The organism is Acidovorax sp. NPDC077693 (genome assembly GCF_044542805.1).
Classification (GTDB): Bacteria; Pseudomonadota; Gammaproteobacteria; order Burkholderiales; family Burkholderiaceae_C; genus Acidovorax.
The window spans coordinates 19,011-37,541 of record NZ_JBITVD010000022.1; the positions used below are offsets into that span (position 1 = coordinate 19,011).

General features: G+C 67.2%; 17 protein-coding genes and 1 riboswitch. Of the genes, 4 read left to right on the forward strand and 13 right to left on the reverse strand.

The annotated features are described in order from the left end of the window. Positions 1 to 49 precede the first annotated feature (49 nt). On the reverse strand, positions 50 to 1,282 hold the full coding sequence (gene tyrS / locus ACIGHN_RS24735) for a tyrosine--tRNA ligase (RefSeq protein WP_396506751.1): 1,233 nt from the start codon (positions 1,280 to 1,282) through the stop codon (positions 50 to 52). A 205-nt stretch (positions 1,283 to 1,487) separates the two neighbouring features. On the opposite strand from tyrS, the gene ACIGHN_RS24740 reads away from it, so the two are divergent. Then, the gene (locus tag ACIGHN_RS24740) at positions 1,488 to 2,846 is read left to right on the forward strand and encodes a peptidoglycan DD-metalloendopeptidase family protein (protein ID WP_396506753.1); all 1,359 of its coding nucleotides are present in this window, start codon (positions 1,488 to 1,490) and stop codon (positions 2,844 to 2,846) included. A 137-nt stretch (positions 2,847 to 2,983) separates the two neighbouring features. Further along, the gene (locus ACIGHN_RS24745) at positions 2,984 to 4,105 is read left to right on the forward strand and encodes an anhydro-N-acetylmuramic acid kinase (protein WP_396506754.1); all 1,122 of its coding nucleotides are present in this window, start codon (positions 2,984 to 2,986) and stop codon (positions 4,103 to 4,105) included. Between the two features lie 61 nt (positions 4,106 to 4,166). On the opposite strand, the gene mdtD is transcribed toward ACIGHN_RS24745, so the two are convergent. From mdtD to ACIGHN_RS24785, 8 genes are all read right to left on the reverse strand, one after another. Further along, positions 4,167 to 5,594 carry a multidrug transporter subunit MdtD gene (gene mdtD, locus ACIGHN_RS24750; protein WP_056414444.1) on the reverse strand — a complete coding sequence of 476 codons (1,428 nt, stop codon included), beginning with the start codon at positions 5,592 to 5,594 and terminating at the stop codon, positions 4,167 to 4,169. A gap of 199 nt (positions 5,595 to 5,793) precedes the next feature. Beyond that, positions 5,794 to 6,159 (reverse strand): iron-sulfur cluster insertion protein ErpA, encoded by a 366-nt coding sequence (erpA, locus tag ACIGHN_RS24755; protein ID WP_056414289.1) that lies wholly within the window; start codon positions 6,157 to 6,159, stop codon positions 5,794 to 5,796. Between the two features lie 63 nt (positions 6,160 to 6,222). Further along, a complete protein-coding gene (locus ACIGHN_RS24760) occupies positions 6,223 to 6,621 on the reverse strand; it encodes a polymer-forming cytoskeletal protein (RefSeq protein WP_056162836.1) in 399 nt (132 codons plus the stop codon). Positions 6,622 to 6,836: 215 nt separating this feature from the next. Beyond that, entirely contained in the window at positions 6,837 to 7,547 is a 711-nt protein-coding gene (locus ACIGHN_RS24765) for a DUF6776 family protein (RefSeq protein ID WP_056414292.1), read from the reverse strand. Positions 7,548 to 7,550: 3 nt separating this feature from the next. Then, positions 7,551 to 7,697 (reverse strand): hypothetical protein, encoded by a 147-nt coding sequence (locus ACIGHN_RS24770; RefSeq protein WP_396506755.1) that lies wholly within the window; start codon positions 7,695 to 7,697, stop codon positions 7,551 to 7,553. 140 nt (positions 7,698 to 7,837) lie between these two features. Continuing rightward, entirely contained in the window at positions 7,838 to 8,230 is a 393-nt protein-coding gene (gene rpsI / locus ACIGHN_RS24775; RefSeq protein ID WP_007856955.1) for a 30S ribosomal protein S9, read from the reverse strand. Between the two features lie 11 nt (positions 8,231 to 8,241). Further along, positions 8,242 to 8,673 carry a 50S ribosomal protein L13 gene (gene rplM / locus ACIGHN_RS24780; RefSeq protein ID WP_056414298.1) on the reverse strand — a complete coding sequence of 144 codons (432 nt, stop codon included), beginning with the start codon at positions 8,671 to 8,673 and terminating at the stop codon, positions 8,242 to 8,244. A gap of 204 nt (positions 8,674 to 8,877) precedes the next feature. Beyond that, a complete protein-coding gene (locus ACIGHN_RS24785; RefSeq protein ID WP_396506757.1) occupies positions 8,878 to 10,875 on the reverse strand; it encodes a serine/threonine protein kinase in 1,998 nt (665 codons plus the stop codon). Between the two features lie 308 nt (positions 10,876 to 11,183). Here ACIGHN_RS24785 and ACIGHN_RS24790 point away from each other — a divergent pair, with 308 nt between their 5' ends. After that, positions 11,184 to 12,071, forward strand: a complete 888-nt coding sequence (locus ACIGHN_RS24790; protein WP_396506759.1) for a 23S rRNA (adenine(2030)-N(6))-methyltransferase RlmJ — start codon at positions 11,184 to 11,186, stop codon at positions 12,069 to 12,071. Between the two features lie 153 nt (positions 12,072 to 12,224). Here ACIGHN_RS24790 and ACIGHN_RS24795 read toward each other — a convergent pair whose 3' ends face one another. From ACIGHN_RS24795 to ahcY, 4 genes are all read right to left on the reverse strand, one after another. Next, a complete protein-coding gene (locus ACIGHN_RS24795) occupies positions 12,225 to 12,857 on the reverse strand; it encodes a septal ring lytic transglycosylase RlpA family protein (protein ID WP_396506760.1) in 633 nt (210 codons plus the stop codon). After that, positions 12,857 to 13,708: a methylenetetrahydrofolate reductase [NAD(P)H] gene (metF, locus tag ACIGHN_RS24800; protein ID WP_396506762.1), complete on the reverse strand. Its 852-nt coding sequence runs from the start codon at positions 13,706 to 13,708 to the stop codon at positions 12,857 to 12,859. Before metF ends, ACIGHN_RS24795 begins: the two co-directional genes overlap by 1 nt. Then, a complete protein-coding gene (locus ACIGHN_RS24805; RefSeq protein ID WP_396506764.1) occupies positions 13,705 to 14,709 on the reverse strand; it encodes a TlyA family RNA methyltransferase in 1,005 nt (334 codons plus the stop codon). The genes metF and ACIGHN_RS24805 overlap by 4 nt, the downstream gene beginning before the upstream one ends. 313 nt (positions 14,710 to 15,022) lie before the next feature. After that, entirely contained in the window at positions 15,023 to 16,459 is a 1,437-nt protein-coding gene (gene ahcY / locus ACIGHN_RS24810) for an adenosylhomocysteinase (protein ID WP_056414449.1), read from the reverse strand. Between the two features lie 68 nt (positions 16,460 to 16,527). Further along, a riboswitch (S-adenosyl-L-homocysteine riboswitch) is annotated at positions 16,528 to 16,607 on the reverse strand. A gap of 288 nt (positions 16,608 to 16,895) precedes the next feature. Here ahcY and ACIGHN_RS24815 point away from each other — a divergent pair. After that, a complete protein-coding gene (locus ACIGHN_RS24815; protein WP_396506766.1) occupies positions 16,896 to 18,524 on the forward strand; it encodes a peptide chain release factor 3 in 1,629 nt (542 codons plus the stop codon). Positions 18,525 to 18,531: the final 7 nt, after the last annotated feature.

Genomic DNA, 18,531 nt, shown 5'->3' on the forward strand with positions numbered 1-18,531 from the left:
TACCAATTGAATAGCTGGCAGCGCCCCTACAGCGAGCGCTGCAGGCCCGTCAAGCCAGCGTCACCCGTGCGAATTTCCGCTTGCCCACCTGCACCACGTAGGTGCCCGCGTCGAGCTTCAGGCCCTTGTCGCTGACCACGCTGCCATCCACGCGCACGCCGCCGCCGTCGATCAGGCGGCTGGCCTCGCTGCCCGACGGCGCGAGGTTGGCCTGCTTGAGCAGCGCACCGATGCCCAGCGGCGCGCCCGACAGGCTCACCTCGGGAATCTCATCGGGCACGCCGCCCTTGCTGCGGTTGATGAAGTCCTGCTCGGCCGCCTCGGCCGCGGCCGCGCTGTGAAAGCGCGTGGTGATCTCCTTGGCGAGCATCACCTTGGCGTCCTTGGGGTTGCGCCCGCCGGCGATCTCGGCCTTGAGCGCGGCGATGTCGGCCAGGCTCTTGAACGACAGCAGCGTGTACCAGTCCCACATGAGCGTGTCGCTGATCGACAGCACCTTGGCGAACATGGTGTTGGGCTCTTCGGTGATGCCGATGTAGTTGTTCTTGGACTTGGACATCTTGTCCACGCCGTCCAGGCCCACCAGCAGCGGCATGGTGAGCACACACTGCGGCTCCTGGCCGTACTCCTGCTGCAGGTGGCGGCCCATGAGCAGGTTGAACTTCTGGTCGGTGCCGCCCAGCTCCAGGTCGCTCTTCAACGCCACCGAGTCGTAGCCCTGCATCAGCGGGTACAAGAATTCGTGCACCGAGATGGACTGCCCGGTGGTGAAGCGCTTGTGAAAATCGTCGCGCTCCATCATGCGGGCCACGGTGTACTTGGCGGCCAGCTGGATCATGCCGCTGGCGCCCAGGGGCTCGCTCCATTCGCTGTTGTAACGGATCTCGGTGCGCGCCGGGTCCAGCACCAGGCTGGCCTGGCGGTAATAGGTCTCGGCGTTGGCCTTGATCTGATCCTTGGTGAGCGGCGGGCGCGTGCTGTTGCGGCCCGAAGGGTCGCCGATCAGGCTGGTGAAATCGCCGATCAAAAAGATCACCTGGTGGCCCAGATCTTGCAACTGGCGCATCTTGTTGAGCACCACGGTGTGGCCGATGTGGATGTCGGGCGCGGTGGGGTCCAGCCCCAGCTTGACACGCAGGGGCTGGCCCGACGCTTCGGACCGCGTGAGCTTTTGGACCCACTCGTCCTGGGGCAGCAGCTCGTCGACGCCGCGCAGCGAGATTTCGAGCGCCTTTCCTACACCATCGGACACCGGGCTTGTTGTAACAGCAGATTGATTCATAAGGGTTTTTTGGGATGTCTAGACAGCGTGCGCCGCTATACTTGCGCCCACCTTGCCAAGGCGGGATTCTAGTGGGCCCGGTGTTGCGACGCCTTCATCCCGCACCCGCTACCTTGCACCTGACAGCTTGTGACTCCAGCCTCGCCCTGCTTGCGCGCGCAGCAGGGGAGTGTCATGGAGCCACGTTCACCCTGGGGATAGACCTTTGATTCATGGCTTGACCACCGCCAGCACGGCTTTGCTTGACCGGCTGTCCCACACGATTCAGAAACACCCCAAGCGCATCACCGCCGCCATTGCAGCCATCTTGCTGACAGGCGGCGGCGGAGCCTTCGCCGTGGCCTCCTTCGCGCCCGATCCGGCCGAGATGCCGGTGCGCATGGTGACGCTGCCCGTCGAATCGCTGGCCGAGAACATGGTGCTGGGCGAACTCGATGCGCCCGGCTTCTCGCTCTACCGGTCCGAGCAGGTGCGCAGCAGCGACACACCCGAATCGCTGCTGCAGCGCCTGGGCGTGGCCGATCCGGCCGCTGCCGCCTTCATGCGCGGTGACACGCCGGTCAGGCAGAACATGCTCGGCCGCACCGGCCGCGTCGTGTCGGCCGAAACCACCGACGACCACCGCCTGGTGCGCCTGACGGCCCGCTGGGTGCCGGACGACAGCGGCAACTTCCGCCGCCTGATCGTGGAGCGTGCAGGCAACAACAAATTCACCTCGCGCGTCGAGACCGCCAAGCTGACGGCCAGCAGCCGCCTGTCGGGCGGCGTCATCAACAGCTCGCTGTTCGCCGCGACCGATGCGTCCAACATCCCCGACGGCGTGGCCGTGCAGATGGCCGAGCTGTTCTCGGGCAACATCGACTTTCGCCGCTCGCTGCGCAAGGGCGACCGGTTCTCCGTGGTGTACGAAACCCTGGAGGCCGACGGCGAACCCCTGTCCAGCGGCCGCGTACTGAGCGCCGAGTTCGTCAACAACGGCAAGACCCACCAGGCCATCTGGTTCCAGGAGCCGGGCAGCAAGGGCTCGTACTACACCCTGGACGGCGAGAGCATGCGCCGCGCCTACCTGACCTCGCCCGTCGAGTTCTCGCGCGTGACCAGCGGCTTCAAGATGCGCCTGCATCCCATTTTGAAGACCTGGCGCGCCCACCTGGGCACCGACTTCGCAGCCCCCACCGGCACCGCCGTGCGCACCGTGGGCGACGGCGTGATCGAGTTCGCCGGTGTGCAGAACGGTTTTGGCAACGTGGTCTTCGTCAAGCACCGCAACCAGCACGTCACCGTGTACGCCCACCTGAGCCGCATCGACGTGCGCCAGGGCCAGTCGGTCGAACAGGGCCAGACCCTGGGCGCCGTGGGCTCCACCGGCTGGGCCACCGGCCCGCACCTGCACTTCGAGTTCCGCGTGAACGGCGTGCACCAGGATCCGCAGACCATCGTGGCCGCCAGCGACGCTGCCGCCCCGATCTCGGCTGCATCGCGCCCTGCCTTCCAGCGCCTGGCGTCCAACATGCGCGTTCAGCTGAATGCCGCAGCGCTGATCGAGCAAGCCAGCGCAGAGTGATGTGACCCCCCCTGAGTCGCCTGCGGCGCCTTCCCCCCAGTGGGACGACGCCAGCGGCCTGGCAAAGCCAGTTCCGCGGCGTCCCTGGTTGGGTCCGCGCCCATAGCAAACGCCCTCGCCCGTTCGCAGGCCTTCCCATGAGCACCACCACCAACGAGCTGTACATCGGCCTCATGTCGGGCACTTCGCTCGATGGCATCGACGGGGTGCTGGCCGATTTTTCGGGGTCGCGCATGGTGGTCACGCACCACGCCAGCGCGGGCTTTGGCCCCGAGCTTCGGGCCGAGCTGCTGGCGCTCAATACCTCTGGCAACGACGAGCTCCACCGCGCCGCGCTGGCGGGCAATGCGCTGTCGCGCGCGTATGCCGGGGTGGTGCACACGCTGCTGGCGCAGAGCGGCCTGCCCGCCACCGCCATATGCGCCATCGGTGCCCACGGGCAGACGGTGCGCCACCGCCCGCAGGAGTTCGATGGCACCGGCTACACGCTGCAGCTGGGCAGCCCGGCCCTGCTGGCCGAGCGCACGGGCATTGCAGTGGTGGCGGACTTTCGCAGCCGCGATGTGGCGGCGGGTGGCCAGGGGGCGCCGCTGGTGCCGGCGTTTCACCAGGGCGTGTTCGGCCGGCCCGATGAAACGGTGCTGGTGCTCAACATCGGCGGCATCTCCAACCTCAGCGTGCTGGGCGCCGATGGCAGCGTGCTCGGCTTCGACTGCGGCCCGGGCAACGCGCTCATGGACCACTGGTGCCAGCAGCACACGGGCCAGCCGTACGATGCAGGCGGGGCCTGGGCGGCCAGCGGGCAGGTGCTGCCGGGCCTGTTGGCATCGCTGCTGCAGGAGCCGTTCTTGCACAAGTCTGCGCCCAAGAGCACCGGGCGCGACCTGTTCAACCCCCGCTGGCTGGAGACGCACCTGCACGCCTTGGCGGACGCCCGGCCTGTGGATGTGCAGGCGACCTTGACCGAATTCACCGCTACCGCATGCCAGATGAGCGCAAGCAGCTATCAAAAAGATAGTAAATCGCTGGCGGTGTGCGGCGGCGGCGCACTCAACGCCCGCCTCATGGCCAGGCTGCAGGCCCTGTGCCCCGGCCTGCGCGTGGTGGCCACCGATGCGCTGGGCCTGCCTGCCCTGCAGGTGGAGGCCGCCGCGTTCGCCTGGCTGGCCCGCCAGGCGGTCACGGGCCAGCCGGGCAACCTGTCGAGCGTGACCGGCGCAGCAGGGCCCCGCGTGCTGGGCGCCATGTACCCGGCATAGCAGCCCGCCATGGGCCTGCGCGGCGGGTGCCGCTGCAGGCGCAGTGCCCCGCCCCTTCGTTTCAGCCCGGCTCTGCCGCGTCCGCCGACGCCGCCGCCCGGCTGCTGGCCTTGTCGTGCGGCGACAGCTGCCAGAAGATGCCGGCCGACGCCACGGTGATCAGCCCCATGCACACAAAGGTGGCCTGGAACGCCGCCAGCGCCTGCCCTGCGGCACCCGCCGGAAAGACGTTGGTGAAGGCCGCCAGCACCGCGCCAGCCGACGCCACGCCCATGCCCATGGCGACCATCTGCACCATCGACAGCAGGCTGTTGCCACTGCTGGCCATGGCGTGCTCCAGGTCCTTGAGCGTGACGGTGTTCATGGCCGTGAACTGCAGCGAGTTGACCGCGCCGAACGCCGCCAGCTGCACGATGTGCACCCACAACGGCTGTGCGGGGCTCGCCAGCCCGAAGCTCGCCATGGTGAGCCCCACCAGCAGCGTGTTGACCACCAGCACGCGTCGGTAGCCGAAGCGGGTGATGAGCGGCGTGGTGAAGCGCTTCATCGACATGCCGGCCATGGCCACGGGCAGCATCATCATGCCGGCCTGCATGGGCGAATACCCCATGCTCACCTGCAGCAGCAGCGGGATCAAGAACGGCATGCACGAGCTGCCCAGCCGCGAAAACAGATTGCCCAGCAGACCGATGCGCAGCGTGTCCACCGTGAACAGGCTGGGCGAGAACAAGGGGTCCGGCTTGCGCGCGGCGTGCAGCCAGTACGCCACCAAGCTGGCGAGGCCGAAGATCATCAGCACCAGCACGCTGGCCTGGCGCAGGCCCATGCTCGCCAGGCCGTCCAAGGCGAGCGAGAGCGACACCATGCCGAACGCGAGCATCAGGTAGCCCGACAGGTCGAAGCGCGCGACGAAGGTGACCGGCCCGCCGGGCATGAAGCGCAGCGTAGCCAGGCAGCCCACGATGCCCACCGGCACGTTGATGAGAAAGATCCAGTGCCAGGACGCGACCTCCACCAGCCAGCCGCCCAGCGTGGGCCCGATGAGCGGCCCGATCAGCCCCGGGATGGCCACGAAGCTCATCGCCTGCAGGAACTGCTCGCGCGGGAAGGTGCGCAGCACCACCAGCCGCCCCACCGGCAGCAGCAACGCCCCGCCCAGCCCCTGCACCACGCGCGCGGCCACCAGTTGGCTCAGGTTCTGCGCCAGCGCGCAGAACACCGAGCCCAGCACGAACAGCACGATGGCCGCCAGGTACACGCGGCGGGAGCCGAAGCGGTCGGCCACCCAGCCCGACGCCGGGATCAGCATGGCCATCGCCAGCGAGTAAGCCACCACCACCGACTGCATGCGCAACGGGCTCTCGCCCAGGCTGCGCGCCATGGCGGGCAAGGCGGTGTTGACGATGGTGGCGTCCAGCGTCTGCATGAAGAAGCCGACGGCGACCAGCCACAGCAGCAGCTTCAGCGACTGCGGTGAAGGCGTCGGCATGGGTGCCGGCATCGGCGTGGTGGACGGTGTCGGGGGCGAGGATGGCTGCTGCATGGACGGCTCACAAGATCGTTGGCAGGCGTGGCGCTGACAGTGACTGCATATTCAGGTGGGCGCCAACGAAAAAGCCGCCCGAAGGCGGCTTGTGTCGTCGGCAGGGCAGCTATCGCAGTGCCCTGCTGGCATGCCCGTGCATCGATCAGGCAGAGAAGCTGGAGCCGCAGCCACAGGTGGTGGTGGCGTTCGGGTTCTTGATCACGAACTGCGCACCCTGCAGGTCTTCCTTGTAGTCGATCTCGGCGCCCACCAGGTACTGGTAGCTCATGGCGTCGATCAGCAGCGACACGCCATTCTTGGTCATGGTGGTGTCGTCTTCGTTGGTGATCTCGTCGAAGGTGAAGCCGTACTGGAAGCCGGAGCAACCGCCACCCTGCACGAACACGCGCAGCTTCAGGTCAGGGTTGCCTTCTTCGGCGATCAGGTCCGCCACCTTGGCCGCTGCGCTGTCCGTGAACAGGATGGGGGCTGGCATTTCGGTCTGGATGTTGTCGGCAACTGCGCTCATGGGGTGTCCTTCCGGTTTTCAATTTTGCGGGTAATAGTACTGCAGACCGCTCGGGAATTCAGGTCACTGCCCGTTTGACGCTAACTTCAGTGGGGGCTTTTCCTCCACCAGCACCGCCACCGGGCACATCTGCCCGGCAATCACGGCGCCCTGGTGCATCTCCAGCGCCTTGTAGTGCACGTTTCCTGTGATCTTCGCCTTGGGCTGGAGTTCCAGCAACTCGGTGGCATGCACCGGCCCCTCCACCTGGCCATTGACGATCACATGGGTGGCATGCACCGCGCCCTCGACCCGGGCGGTCTCGGAGATCACCAGGATGCTGGGCTGCTCGGGCGCTGCACGGATGTCGCCCACCACCTCGCCGTCGATGCGCATGCCTTCCACGAAGTGCACGTTCCCCTCGATCTTGGTGCCCTGCGCGATCAGGCTCTTGATGGGGGGCTGCTTTTTACGGGAAAACATGGGCAAAACTCCTGGAGAAGCACGCCGGCCCACCGGCACGGCATGCAGCAAAGATAGGGGCCGACGATACCTTGCTCAGGCGTCCTCGCGGCACGAAAACCATGGCACAAAATGCCGAACGGAGCCCCGAGACCCTTCAGGCCGAAGCGCCGGGGCCACAGGCGCCGTGCGCCCGCTCACAGGGCTCGCCGCCAAGGCAGCAGCCCTGCCCTGCATCACTCGATGGTCATGGCCTGCACCGCCCGGACCGTGCTGCCTTCCAGCACGCGCGCGGTCACGGTTTTTACCACGGCGTTGGGCGGCAGATCGAGCACGCCCTCGATGCGCCGGTACTGCTTGACCTGCACCGGCTGGCCCTGCGCTGGCTGGGTCTGCGTCCAGGGCTTGCCGTCCTGCGTGCCTGCCAGCACCAGTTCCAGCCGGCCGTTGAAGTCCGGGGCGTTGCGCGCCGCCTGGATGACCAGCACCTGCCAGCGCAGCTGCATGCCCCCCAGCACTTCGGCCTGCAGGCTGCGGATGGCCAGGCCTTCGGTCTTGGCCGCAGGGATCAGTTTTTCAAAGAAGCCCAGGTCTTCGCGCAGCGTGCGGTTGTCGGCTTCGAGCTGCCGCACCTGGGCCATCAGGTTCTCCTTGGCCGCACGTTCGGCAATCAGCAGGCTGTCCGCGGTGTGGGCCACGGTCTGCTGTTCCTGGCCGGCATCGCGCAGGCGGGTGAGTTCGGCGCGCATCTTGTTCAACTCGTCGCGGGAGATGCTGTCCAGGCCCGCGATGGACTTGCCGAACTCGAAGGCCCACAGGGCCACCGCAGCGCACAGGCCCAGAACCACGGCCAGGGCCAGCCAGCGAAACGGCCAGGGCAGCGCGCTGCGAATGGCCACCCGGGGGGCACTGATGGTCAACCGGCGGCGCAGCAAACGAAGTCGCATGGCTCAGAGCCCCTGGCACCATAGCCGCTGGCCCCGCGCGGCGCTCTGCACAGCCGCCGTCCGGGCCGCACCCACCGCGGCTTCCTCGGCGGCCACCGGGCCGATGAGCAGGCTGCGCGCTACCGCGTGGTCATTCAGGGGTTGCAACATGAGAATGGTTCGCAAGGAAAAAGGCGCACCTTAAACGAAAAAACCGCCCTGGGGCGGTTTTTTGATCTGTAAAGAGGCCCCGAAAGACCTCTTTGCAGACGCGAAGGCCACACAGGGCAGCCTTCGGGCAGAGCCGAAGCTTAACGCTTGGAGAACTGCTTGGCGCGGCGTGCGGAGTGCAGACCGACCTTCTTACGTTCCACTTCGCGGGCATCGCGCGTCACGAAGCCGGCTTGGCTCAGTGCGGGCTTGAGCGTCGCGTCGTAGTCGATCAGGGCGCGGGTGATGCCGTGGCGGGCAGCGCCGGCCTGGCCGGATTCACCACCACCGTGCACATTGATCTGGATGTCGAAGGTCTCGACATGGTTGGTCAGTGCGAGCGGTTGCTTGGCGATCATGATCGAGGTTTCGCGGCCGAAATAGGACTGGATGTCCTTGCCGTTCACCGTGATCTTGCCAGTGCCTTTTTTCAGAAACACGCGGGCGACGCTGGACTTGCGACGGCCGGTGCCATTGTTCCATTCACCAATCATCTCAAGGCTCCTTAGATTTCCAGAGCCTTGGGCTGCTGGGCGGTGTGGGGATGCTCTGCACCGCCATACACCTTGAGTTTCTTGATCATTGCGTAGCCAAGGGGACCCTTGGGCAGCATGCCCTTGACAGCCTTTTCCAGCGCACGGCCAGGGTGCTTGGCTTGCATGTCGCGGAAGTTCGTGGCCGTGATACCGCCGGGGTAACCCGAGTGGCGGTAGTACACCTTGTCCAGGGACTTGGTGCCGGTGACCTTGAGCTGGGCGGCGTTGATGATGACGATGAAGTCACCGGTATCGACGTGAGGCGTGTAAATGGCCTTGTGTTTGCCGCGCAAACGGAGAGCAACTTCGCTGGCTACTCGTCCGAGGACCTTGTCGGTCGCGTCAATCACAAACCACTCGTGCACGACCTCAGCGGGCTTGGCGCTGAAAGTAGTAGTCATGAGTTTCTCTCTATGAAGAGGGTTTGGCGGGTCCTTTTCCACGGTCGGTGCTTCTCTGAAGGAAGCCTCTTAGGTGGCAATGAATCTCCGCCGCGGGACCACAAAAGCGCTGCGAAGCCCTCGATTATACGAATTTACGCCTGATGGGCGCAAGCGGCCGTTGCGGCTTCATGGCACCAGGGCCACCACCGCCCCTGCCCCGCCTCAGTTGGGCGTCTGGCGGCGGCGCTGTTCTTCGGCCTCGTAGCGGCGCCGGCTCTCCACGCAGATGGGGTGGGCGGCGTGCGTCGGCTTCTGGCATTCCTGGTGAATGCACATCGGCCGCGCGAGGAAGTTGGCGTCCGCGCAGCTCTCCTGGGGCGACTGCGCCCGGGGCGGCTGCGGGCGGGGCCTGGGCTCGGCCACCACCGGTGGCGGCGGGGGTGCGGGCTCCTCCTGCACGACGATGGGGGCCGGCGCAGGCTCTGCCACGGGGCGCTTGGGCGTGCGTGCCGGCTTGGTCGCAGGTGTCGATGCCGCCGCGGCCGCAGGCGTGGGTGCAGCCGCCGGTGCAGAAGCGGCCGCGGCCACTGCCGCAGCACTGGCCGCGGCGTCCGATGCGGCCGGCTCGGCGGCCGGGGCTGGCGCAGGGTCGGTCAGGGCAGCGTCGACCACCGCCGGGGCGGCGGGCTCGGCCATCTCGGTGATGATGTCGTCCTTGGGGGGCTTGTCGCTCCGGGCCCAGCGCAGGCCGCCCGCAGCGGCCACCACGGCGAAGACGGCCACCGCCAGCCACGCCACGATGGGCACACGCCGGCCCTTCCTGGCGGGCTTGGCCGCGGCGCGCGCACCGGCGTCCCGCTCGGCCGCAGGCTTGCCATGACCCTGCTCGCCCATGCTGCGGTAGGTGGCAGGGTCGTCGTAGCGCGAGTCATCGGTCGCCACGCTGTCGCCCGCGTCGATGAACACCGTGTCGGCCGCATCGGCGGCCACGGTGTCGGGCCCCAGCATCACGGTATCGCCACCCAGATCGGCATGGGCGTTGGCGTTGGCATGGGCATGCGCTTGGATGCCCGCGACCTCAGCGGCCAGCGGGACTGGCGGCGCGGCGGGGGCCTGCGCCGCACGCGGGGTCTGCGCCTGCAGCTCGCTCACGGCCTGTGCCGCCGACGTCACATCCACCGTGGGGGTGAGCAGCCCCGGGCCGGGCCGGTCGGCCGGCTCCACCCAGATGTCGCCCAGGTCGGCCCTGAAATCGAAATGCTCACTGCCCTCCGGGGCGGTGGTCATCTCCATGATCTGCAGGAACTCGTCGATGTTCTGCGGCCGGTCTGCAGGGCGCAGCGCCAGCGACTTGGCGATGGCCGCGACGAAGGGCGCGGAATACTCCACCCCGAATTGGCGCTTGACGGTCCTGGCCACGCGGGAGAACGACACCATGCGGTCGCGGATGGAGCGCAGCGTGGCCGGCAGGGGCGTGTCGTTGCACAGGCAGCCGTGCATCACGGCGGCCAGCGAATACAAATCGCTCCACGGGCCCTGGCGCAGCTCCTCGTCGCCATCGGAATATTGCTCGATGGGGGCGTAGTTCACCTTGAGCACGGCGGTGTGCTTGCGGTCCTGGTCGTTGATGGCGTGCCGGGCGGCGCCCAGGTCCAGCAGCACCGGCGGGCCGTTGTCCTGCAGGAAGATGTTGTCCGGCGAGATGTCGCGGTGCAGCGTCTTGCCCTCGTGCAGCACGCGCAGGGCGCCCAATATGGACCACAGCAGCTTGCGCAGCCAGGCCTCGGACGGGGGCGTGCGCATCTGGGCGCGGGCCTGCTTGAAGGTCATGCCGGTATAAAGCGGCATCACCATGTAGGCGGTGTTGTTGGCCTCCCAGAAGCGGAAGACCTTGACCAGCGAGGGGTGGTCGAACTGCGCGAGCAGCCGCGCCTCCCCCACGAACGACGCCAGCCCGGCCCGGAAGGTCTGCTGGTCGGACGACGACCGCACCCACAGCGACTGCCCCTCGGAGCGCCCTGCCAGCGCGGACGGCATGTATTCCTTGATGGCCACGGCCCGGTGCAGCGAGTGGTCGAAGGCCTTGTAGACCATGCCGAACCCGCCCACCCCCAGCAGCCCCAGGATCTCGAACTCGGCCAGCCGGGTACCGGGCGGCAGCGCATCCGTGTGGCTGATACCGCTGGCAGGGGCAGAGGCGGGGCTGGAGACTGCGTTCATGTTGAAGAGTGCGTGGCGTGCATGCGTGCTTGCATCGGCAACGCCGTGAGGTCAAGGCGGTTGCAGTTGGAATGATGAAGCATGCGGTTACGGTTGCTGAAACAAAAGGCTTTCTGTCTGCAAAAAACATCACGCTTGGGCAAACCACCCGATTGTGCCGCGCCCGGCCACCCCGCACCACCGGCACGCCATGACGATACGTCATCGGGCCATGACTTCGCTGGGTGGTAGCCCGCGGACAGTCCTCCCCCTGCCGGCCGCCGCCTGCACAATCGTGCCGCCGGTACCCGCACCCGTTACCATTGGACATGTTCAGTTATCGCCACGCCTTCCATGCAGGCAATCATGCCGACGTGCTCAAGCACACGGTCCTGATCGCCGCCCTGCAGTACCTTATCGAAAAAGACGCGGCCCTGACCGTGCTGGACACCCATGCCGGCGCCGGGCTGTACCGGCTCGATGGCGACTACGCCAACACCAGCGGCGAAGCGGCAGACGGCGTGATCCGCCTGTTCGCGCCCGAGGCCCCGGCCCTCACCCCCGCCCTGCAGGCCTATGTGGACCTGATCCGCGGGTTCAACCAAGGCAACGCGCTCAGGGTCTACCCGGGCTCTCCGTTCATCACCCAGCGCCTGTTGCGCGACCACGACAAGCTCAAGCTGTTCGAGCTGCACCCGACCGACCTGCGCTCGCTGGCGGGCAACGTGGCCCAGCTCGAAGCGGGCCGCCAGGTGGCCGTGCTGCATGAAGACGGGTTCGAAGGCATCAAGAAATTCCTGCCCCCACCGGCCCGCCGCGCTTTGGTGCTGTGCGATCCCAGCTATGAAATCAAGAGCGACTACTCCAAGGTGCTCGACATGGCGGCAGACTCGCTCAAGCGCTTTGCCACCGGCACCTATGCCGTCTGGTACCCCATCATCCCGCGCCCCGAGGCGCACGACCTGCCCCGCCGCCTGAAAACCATGGCCACCAAGGCCGGCAAGAGCTGGCTGCACGCCACGCTCACGGTCAAGTCCAGCAAGATCACCAGCGATGCCGCGGGCGACACCAAACGCCCCGGCCTGCCGGCCAGCGGCATGTTCCTGATCAACCCGCCTTTCACGCTGAAGGCCGCGCTGAAAACCGCGCTGCCCCAGATGGTGGAACTGCTGGCGCAGGACAAGCACGCAACCCACACGCTCGAATCCGGAGGGTAGGACCGCCCATTGGGCCGGCGCCTGCGGCGCCGTTTCTCAAAGACTCCGTGGAGCAACCCGGGTGGCCCGGCCCGGCCGGGTCGGCGCTGACACTGTGCCAAAGGGCAGCTGCCCGCCGAGACGGCGGACCGTGCGTGCACCCCTTTCGGTGGGCTATGGCGCCGGGCAGTCGCGCTCCCCGTCGTCCAGCGCGAACAGCTCCACGGGCTTGAGGCCCAGCCCCACCATGCCCAGCACCTCGGCCGCGCCGCGGCTGAGGTCGATGACGCGCTTGCGGGTGTGGGGGCCGCGGTCATTGATGCGTACCACCACCGAGCGCCCCGTGGCCTGACTGCGCACGCATACCAGCGAGCCAAACGGCAGCGTGGGGTGGGCGGCGGTCAGGGCCTTCATGTCGAACAGCTCGCCGCTGGCGGTGCGCCGCTTGTGGAACTTGGCGCCGTACCACGACGCGAGCCCCACCTCATCGGCCGACAACTCCAGCTGCGCGCCCGGGACGATCAGCGGCACGATCAGCGGCGCATCGGCCGGGGGACGCTCGGGACGAACCGGGTCGATCAGCATGGCCTCACCCGGCACGCTCAGCAGGTTGGGCGCCAGGGCATCGGCCTCCGCTGAAAACCCCTGCGCCCACACCGGCGCCGGGCCGCACAGCGCCGCCAGAGCGACCACGCCACCGAGCACCGGCACGGCCAGCAACGCGTGCGGCCATCGCCGGCGCCACAGCCCGGCGACCGCGGACCACGGGCTCTTGTGCAGCAGCGCGGCGCGGTGCCCGTGCCGCATCAGATCCCCAGCCTGCGGCAAATCTCCAGGGTCGCAGCGCTCTGGTTCATGGTGTAGAAATGCAGCGCCGGCACGCCGGCACTGCGCAACCGGTCGCACAGGTCGGTCACCACATCCAGGCCAAAGGCCCTGATGCTTGCCGTGTCATCGCCGAAAGACTGCAGGCGCAGCCGGATCCAGCGCGGGATCTCGGCGCCGCAGGCATCCGAGAAGCGCATCAGCTGCGTCGAGCTGCCGATCGGCATGATGCCCGGCACCACAGGCACCTCGGCGCCCAGGCGCTTGGTCTCTTCCACGAACCGGAAGTACGCGTCGCTGTTGTAGAAATACTGGGTGATGGCGGAATCCGCCCCCGCGCGGACCTTGGCCACATACGCCTTCAGGTCTGACTCGGGCGACCGGGCCTGCGGGTGCACCTCGGGATAGGCCGCCACCTCGATCTGGAAATCGCGCCCCGTCTCTGCACGGATGAAGGCCACCAGGTCGCTGGCGTACTGGAACTCGCCACCGGCACCGTAGCCGCTGGGCAGATCGCCCCGCAGGGCCACCAGGCGCTTCACGCCCATGGCCTTGAGCTGGGCGAGCTCCTCGCGCACCGACTGGCGCGTGGCGCCGATGCACGAGAAGTGCGATGCGGCGCTCACGCCTTCGGCCAGGATCTCGCGCACCGTGCCGAACGTGCCCTCTTGCGTGGAGCCGCCCGCGCCATAGGTCACCGAGCAAAAGTCCGGGTGCAGCGCGTACAGCTGCTGGCGCGCGGCCCGCAGCTTCTCTGCGCCCTCGGGCGTCTTGGGGGGAAAGAACTCGAAGCTCACCGGAAAGCCGGTGCCTTGTGCGCTGGCAGCATTCATGCAGCAGCCCTCCTCGCAGAAACAAAAAATTCTCGATTGCCGTCGCCACCGTCGATCGCGCTGGGGAGCCAGTCGCTCACCGTCAGCCCGACGTCGGCGCAGCAGTCGCGGATGCGCTGTTCGACCACCGCGTACAGGGACTCGTCCCGCACGATGCCGCCCTTGCCCACCTGGCCCGGCTGCAGCTCGAACTGGGGCTTGACCAGCATCAGCAGCGCACCGCCCGGCTTGAGCAGCGGCACCAGGGCCGGCAGCACCAGCGTGAGCGAGATGAACGACAGATCGCCCGTGATGACGTCGAACGCGGGCGTGATGTCCACCTGCTCGAGCCCCGCCCTGCGCTGGCGCTTGGTGGGCACGATGCCTTCCGCGCGCGCGCGGGCCTTGGCAGCGCGCTCGGCCTTGAAGGCCTCGACATCCTGCTCGCGGGCGTCATCGCTGTCGTCGTATTCCTCGTCCACCTGGCCGCCGTTGCGCATCCAGGCATAGGGCGCCACGGGCTGGGTGTCGTTGTCGTCGACATCGGTTTCCACGTGCTCGGAGAGCGCTTCCTCGCTCGCGTCCTGCAGCGATTGCGCCGTCATGGCGCGGGCGTTCAGCCCCTCCACGCCCACCACGCGCGGGTCGTTGCGCAGGCGCTCGTGCAACTGGCCATGGCCCACATCCACGCCGATGACCTGGGCGGCGCCGTGCTGCAGCAGGCAGTCGGTAAAGCCGCCGGTGCTCTGGCCCACGTCCAGGCAGCGCAGCCCGGTCACCGCCAGGCCCGTGGCCTTGAGCGCCCCTTCCAGCTTCAGGCCGCCGCGCGAGAGGTACTTGGCCTCGGCGCCGTCCAGCAGCTCGACCAGGGCGATCTCGGGAATGTCGTCGCCGTTCTTGGCCACCTTCTGCCAGGGCATGCCCGGCGACAGGCGCCACTGCACGCCCGCGGCAATGAGCCGCTGGGCCTGGGACCGGGTCGCTGCGTGCCCGCGCTCTACCAAATACACATCTGCGCGCATCGCGCCCGTCCTTCTTATGAATAAAAATAGCCGCTACCGCTTGCTCAGCAAGCGCTACCAGCTATATTTTGTATAGCAAACTCACGTGAATCCAGCACTGGCCACTGATACGGCAAGCAGCTACGCTGTGTGCCAGGAGGCGACCCGTGTGATGCCAGACGGCGCCTTGCTGCAGGCAATGCAACAAAGCTGCAAAGCATCAACCCGTCGCTCGACAGCCTGGCTGGCCCGCCCCAGAGCCCAGCGCCTGGCGGAGCTCAGCGCAGACCGGGCCCACGCGCTGGCGCCCCCAGCGCGCAGCGCCCTACTGTGATCAATACCGGTACGTGTCAGGCTTGTAAGGGCCTTGCTTGGCCACGCCGATGTAGGCAGCCTGCGTATCGGTCAGCTCGGTCAGCTGCGCACCCACCTTCTTCAGGTGCAGGCGGGCGACCTTCTCGTCCAGGATCTTGGGCAGCACGTACACCTTGCCGGCTTCGTAGTCGCCTTGCTTGGTGAACAGCTCGATCTGGGCGATCGTCTGGTTGGCGAACGAGCTGCTCATCACGAAGCTCGGGTGACCCGTGGCGCAGCCCAGGTTCACCAGGCGGCCCTTGGCCAGCAGCGTGATGCGCTTGCCGTCCGGGAAGATCACGTGGTCGACCTGGGGCTTGATCTCTTCCCATTGGTACTTCTCGATCGACGCGACGTCGATCTCGTTGTCGAAGTGGCCGATGTTGCAGACGATGGCCTCGTTCTTCATCGCGACCATGTGCTCGTGGCGGATCACGTCCTTGTTGCCGGTCGTGGTCACGAAGATGTCGGCCTTGTCGGCAGCGTATTCCATGGTCACGACCTTGAAGCCTTCCATCGCGGCCTGCAGGGCGTTGATGGGGTCGATCTCGGTCACCCACACCTGGGCGCGCAGGGCGGCGAGCGCCTGGGCGCAGCCCTTGCCCACGTCGCCATAGCCGGCCACCACGGCGACCTTGCCGGCGATCATCACGTCGGTGGCGCGCTTGATGCCGTCCACCAGGGATTCGCGGCAGCCGTACAGGTTGTCGAACTTGCTCTTGGTGACCGAGTCGTTCACGTTGATCGCGCGGAACAGCAGCGTGCCCTTGGCGGACATCTCGTTCAGGCGGTGCACGCCGGTGGTGGTCTCTTCAGTCACGCCGATGATCTCGGCCGACTTGCGGCTGTACCAGGTCGCGTCTTCGGACAGCTTCTTGCGGATGGAGGCGAACAGGATGCGCTCTTCTTCGCTGGCGCCGTTGCCGGCCACCAAAGATGCATCCTTCTCGGCGCGCTGGCCCAGGTGCATCAGCAGCGTGGCGTCGCCGCCGTCGTCCAGGATCATGTTGGGGCCTTCGCCCGGCGTGCCCTTGGCACCGAAGTCGAAGATGCGGTGGGTGTAGTCCCAGTAGTCTTCCAGCGACTCGCCCTTGACGGCGAACACCGGCGTGCCGCCCGCAGCGATGGCGGCGGCAGCGTGGTCCTGCGTGGAGAAGATGTTGCAGGATGCCCAGCGCACGTCGGCGCCCAGCGACTTCAGGGTCTCGATCAGCACGGCCGTCTGAATGGTCATGTGCAGCGAGCCGGTGATGCGGGCGCCCTTCAGGGGCTGGGCGGCAGCGAATTCCTCGCGGATCGCCATGAGGCCGGGCATCTCGGTCTCGGCAATGGCGATTTCCTTGCGGCCCCAGGGGGCCAGGCCGATGTCGGTGATGACACAGTCGGTGTTGACGGGTGCGTTGACGCGTGCGTTCATGATGGTTTGCTCCAAAGCATGTTTGAAAAAACCACTGGTCGGGGATTGCCTGGGCTCACCACGCGAGAAGTGGTTGAGCGTCGTTGCTGGATGACTCCGAGCCTCACGCCCCGCCTGTGCTGGGGACGCTGCAACGCTCCTCGGATCGGCGGATTATAAAAGCAAGTGCGGTAGCGCGACCAGAGCAGCGCGGCCCACCCCGGCGCAAACCTGGCAGCATTGCGCCCCGCACATGCCCCGCACACGCCCTGCAGACCGCAGAATCAGGCAGCCCTGCGCCTGGCGGGCGCCAGCGTTGCAGGCCCTGCGGCCGCACCGCCGCAAGCGCCGCAGCGGACACCGTTAAAATCCCGCGATTCGGGCGCATGCGCCTGCCGCGCCGCCAGCCGCAGAGCCCTGCCGCAGCGAGCCTCGACTCCCCCTTCTGGAACCCCCTGTGTCCTACGCCCCCGAAACCCGGCGCCGCCGTACCTTTGCCATCATTTCCCACCCCGATGCGGGCAAGACCACGCTGACCGAAAAGCTGCTGCTGTTCTCGGGCGCGATCCAGATCGCCGGCGCCGTCAAGGGCCGCAAGGCCAGCCGCCACGCCACGTCGGACTGGATGGAGATCGAAAAGCAGCGCGGCATCTCGGTGGCCTCGTCGGTCATGCAGATGCTGTACCGAGAGCACGTGATCAACCTGCTCGACACACCCGGCCACAAGGACTTCTCGGAAGACACCTACCGCGTGCTCACGGCCGTGGACTCGGCCCTGATGGTGATCGACGCGGCCAACGGCGTGGAAGCGCAGACGCGCCGCCTGATCGAGGTCTGCCGCCAGCGCGACACGCCCATCATCACGTTCGTGAACAAGATGGACCGCGAAGTGCGCGACCCGCTGGACATCATGGACGAAGTGGAGCGCGAACTGGGCATGCCCTGCTGCCCCATGACCTGGCCCGTGGGCCAGGGCAAGGCCTTCGGCGGCATCATCAACCTGCGCACCAAGACCATGACGGTGTTCGAGTCCGGCAGCGAGCGCCGCCCGCAGGACTTCGAGGCCATCCCCCTGTCCGATGAGACCACGCTGCGCGCACGCTTCGGCGCCGAGTTCGATGCCGCGCTCGAAAGCATGGAACTGGCCGTGGGCGCATCGCCCGCGTGGGACCACGAGGCCTTCCTGGCCGGCAAGCTGACCCCCGTGTTCTTCGGCTCCGGGGTGAACAACTTCGGGGTGATGGAGGTGCTGGACGCCCTGGTCGACATGGCCCCTCCTCCCGGCCCGCGCGTGAGCACGCTGCAGGTGAACAAGCAGCCCGTGGTCAAGACCATCCAGCCCGAGGACGAGGGCTTCGCCGGCGTGGTCTTCAAGGTGCAGGCCAACATGGACGCCAACCACCGCGACCGCATCGCCTTCGTGCGCGTGGCCTCCGGCAAGTACACGCCCGGCATGAAGCTCAAGGTGCAGCGCAGCGCCAAGGAACTGCGCCCGACATCGGTCGTGACCTTCATGTCGCAGCGCCGCGAGGCCGTCGAAGAGGCCTACGCGGGCGACATCATCGGCTTTACCACCCACGGCGGAGTACAGCTGGGCGACACCATCACCGATGGCGCCAACCTGCAGTTCACCGGCCTGCCGTTCTTCGCACCGGAAATGTTCATGACCGTGGTGCTCAAGAACCCGCTGCGCACCAAGCAGCTCCAGCAGGGCCTGGCCCAGCTGGGCGAAGAAGGCGCCATCCAGGTCTTCAAGCCCGACGCCGGCGGCAACATGCTGCTGGGCGCCGTGGGCCAGCTGCAGTTCGAAGTGGTGCAGCACCGCCTGAAGGCCGAATACGACGCCGACGTGCGGCTGGAAGGCTGCCAGTACACCGGCGCGCGCTGGATCACGGCCGACAACGCAGCCGACCTGCGCGCCTTCACCGACGCCTACCCGCTGCGCCTGGCGCACGATGCGGCGGACACGCTGGCGTACCTGTGCACGTCTCCGTATGACGTGCGCTTGGCGCAGGAGCGGTTTCCGAAGATTCATTTTCATCCGCTGCGGGAGCATGCGGGGTTGGCTTTGCAGGCAGCAAACTGAGCGAAGA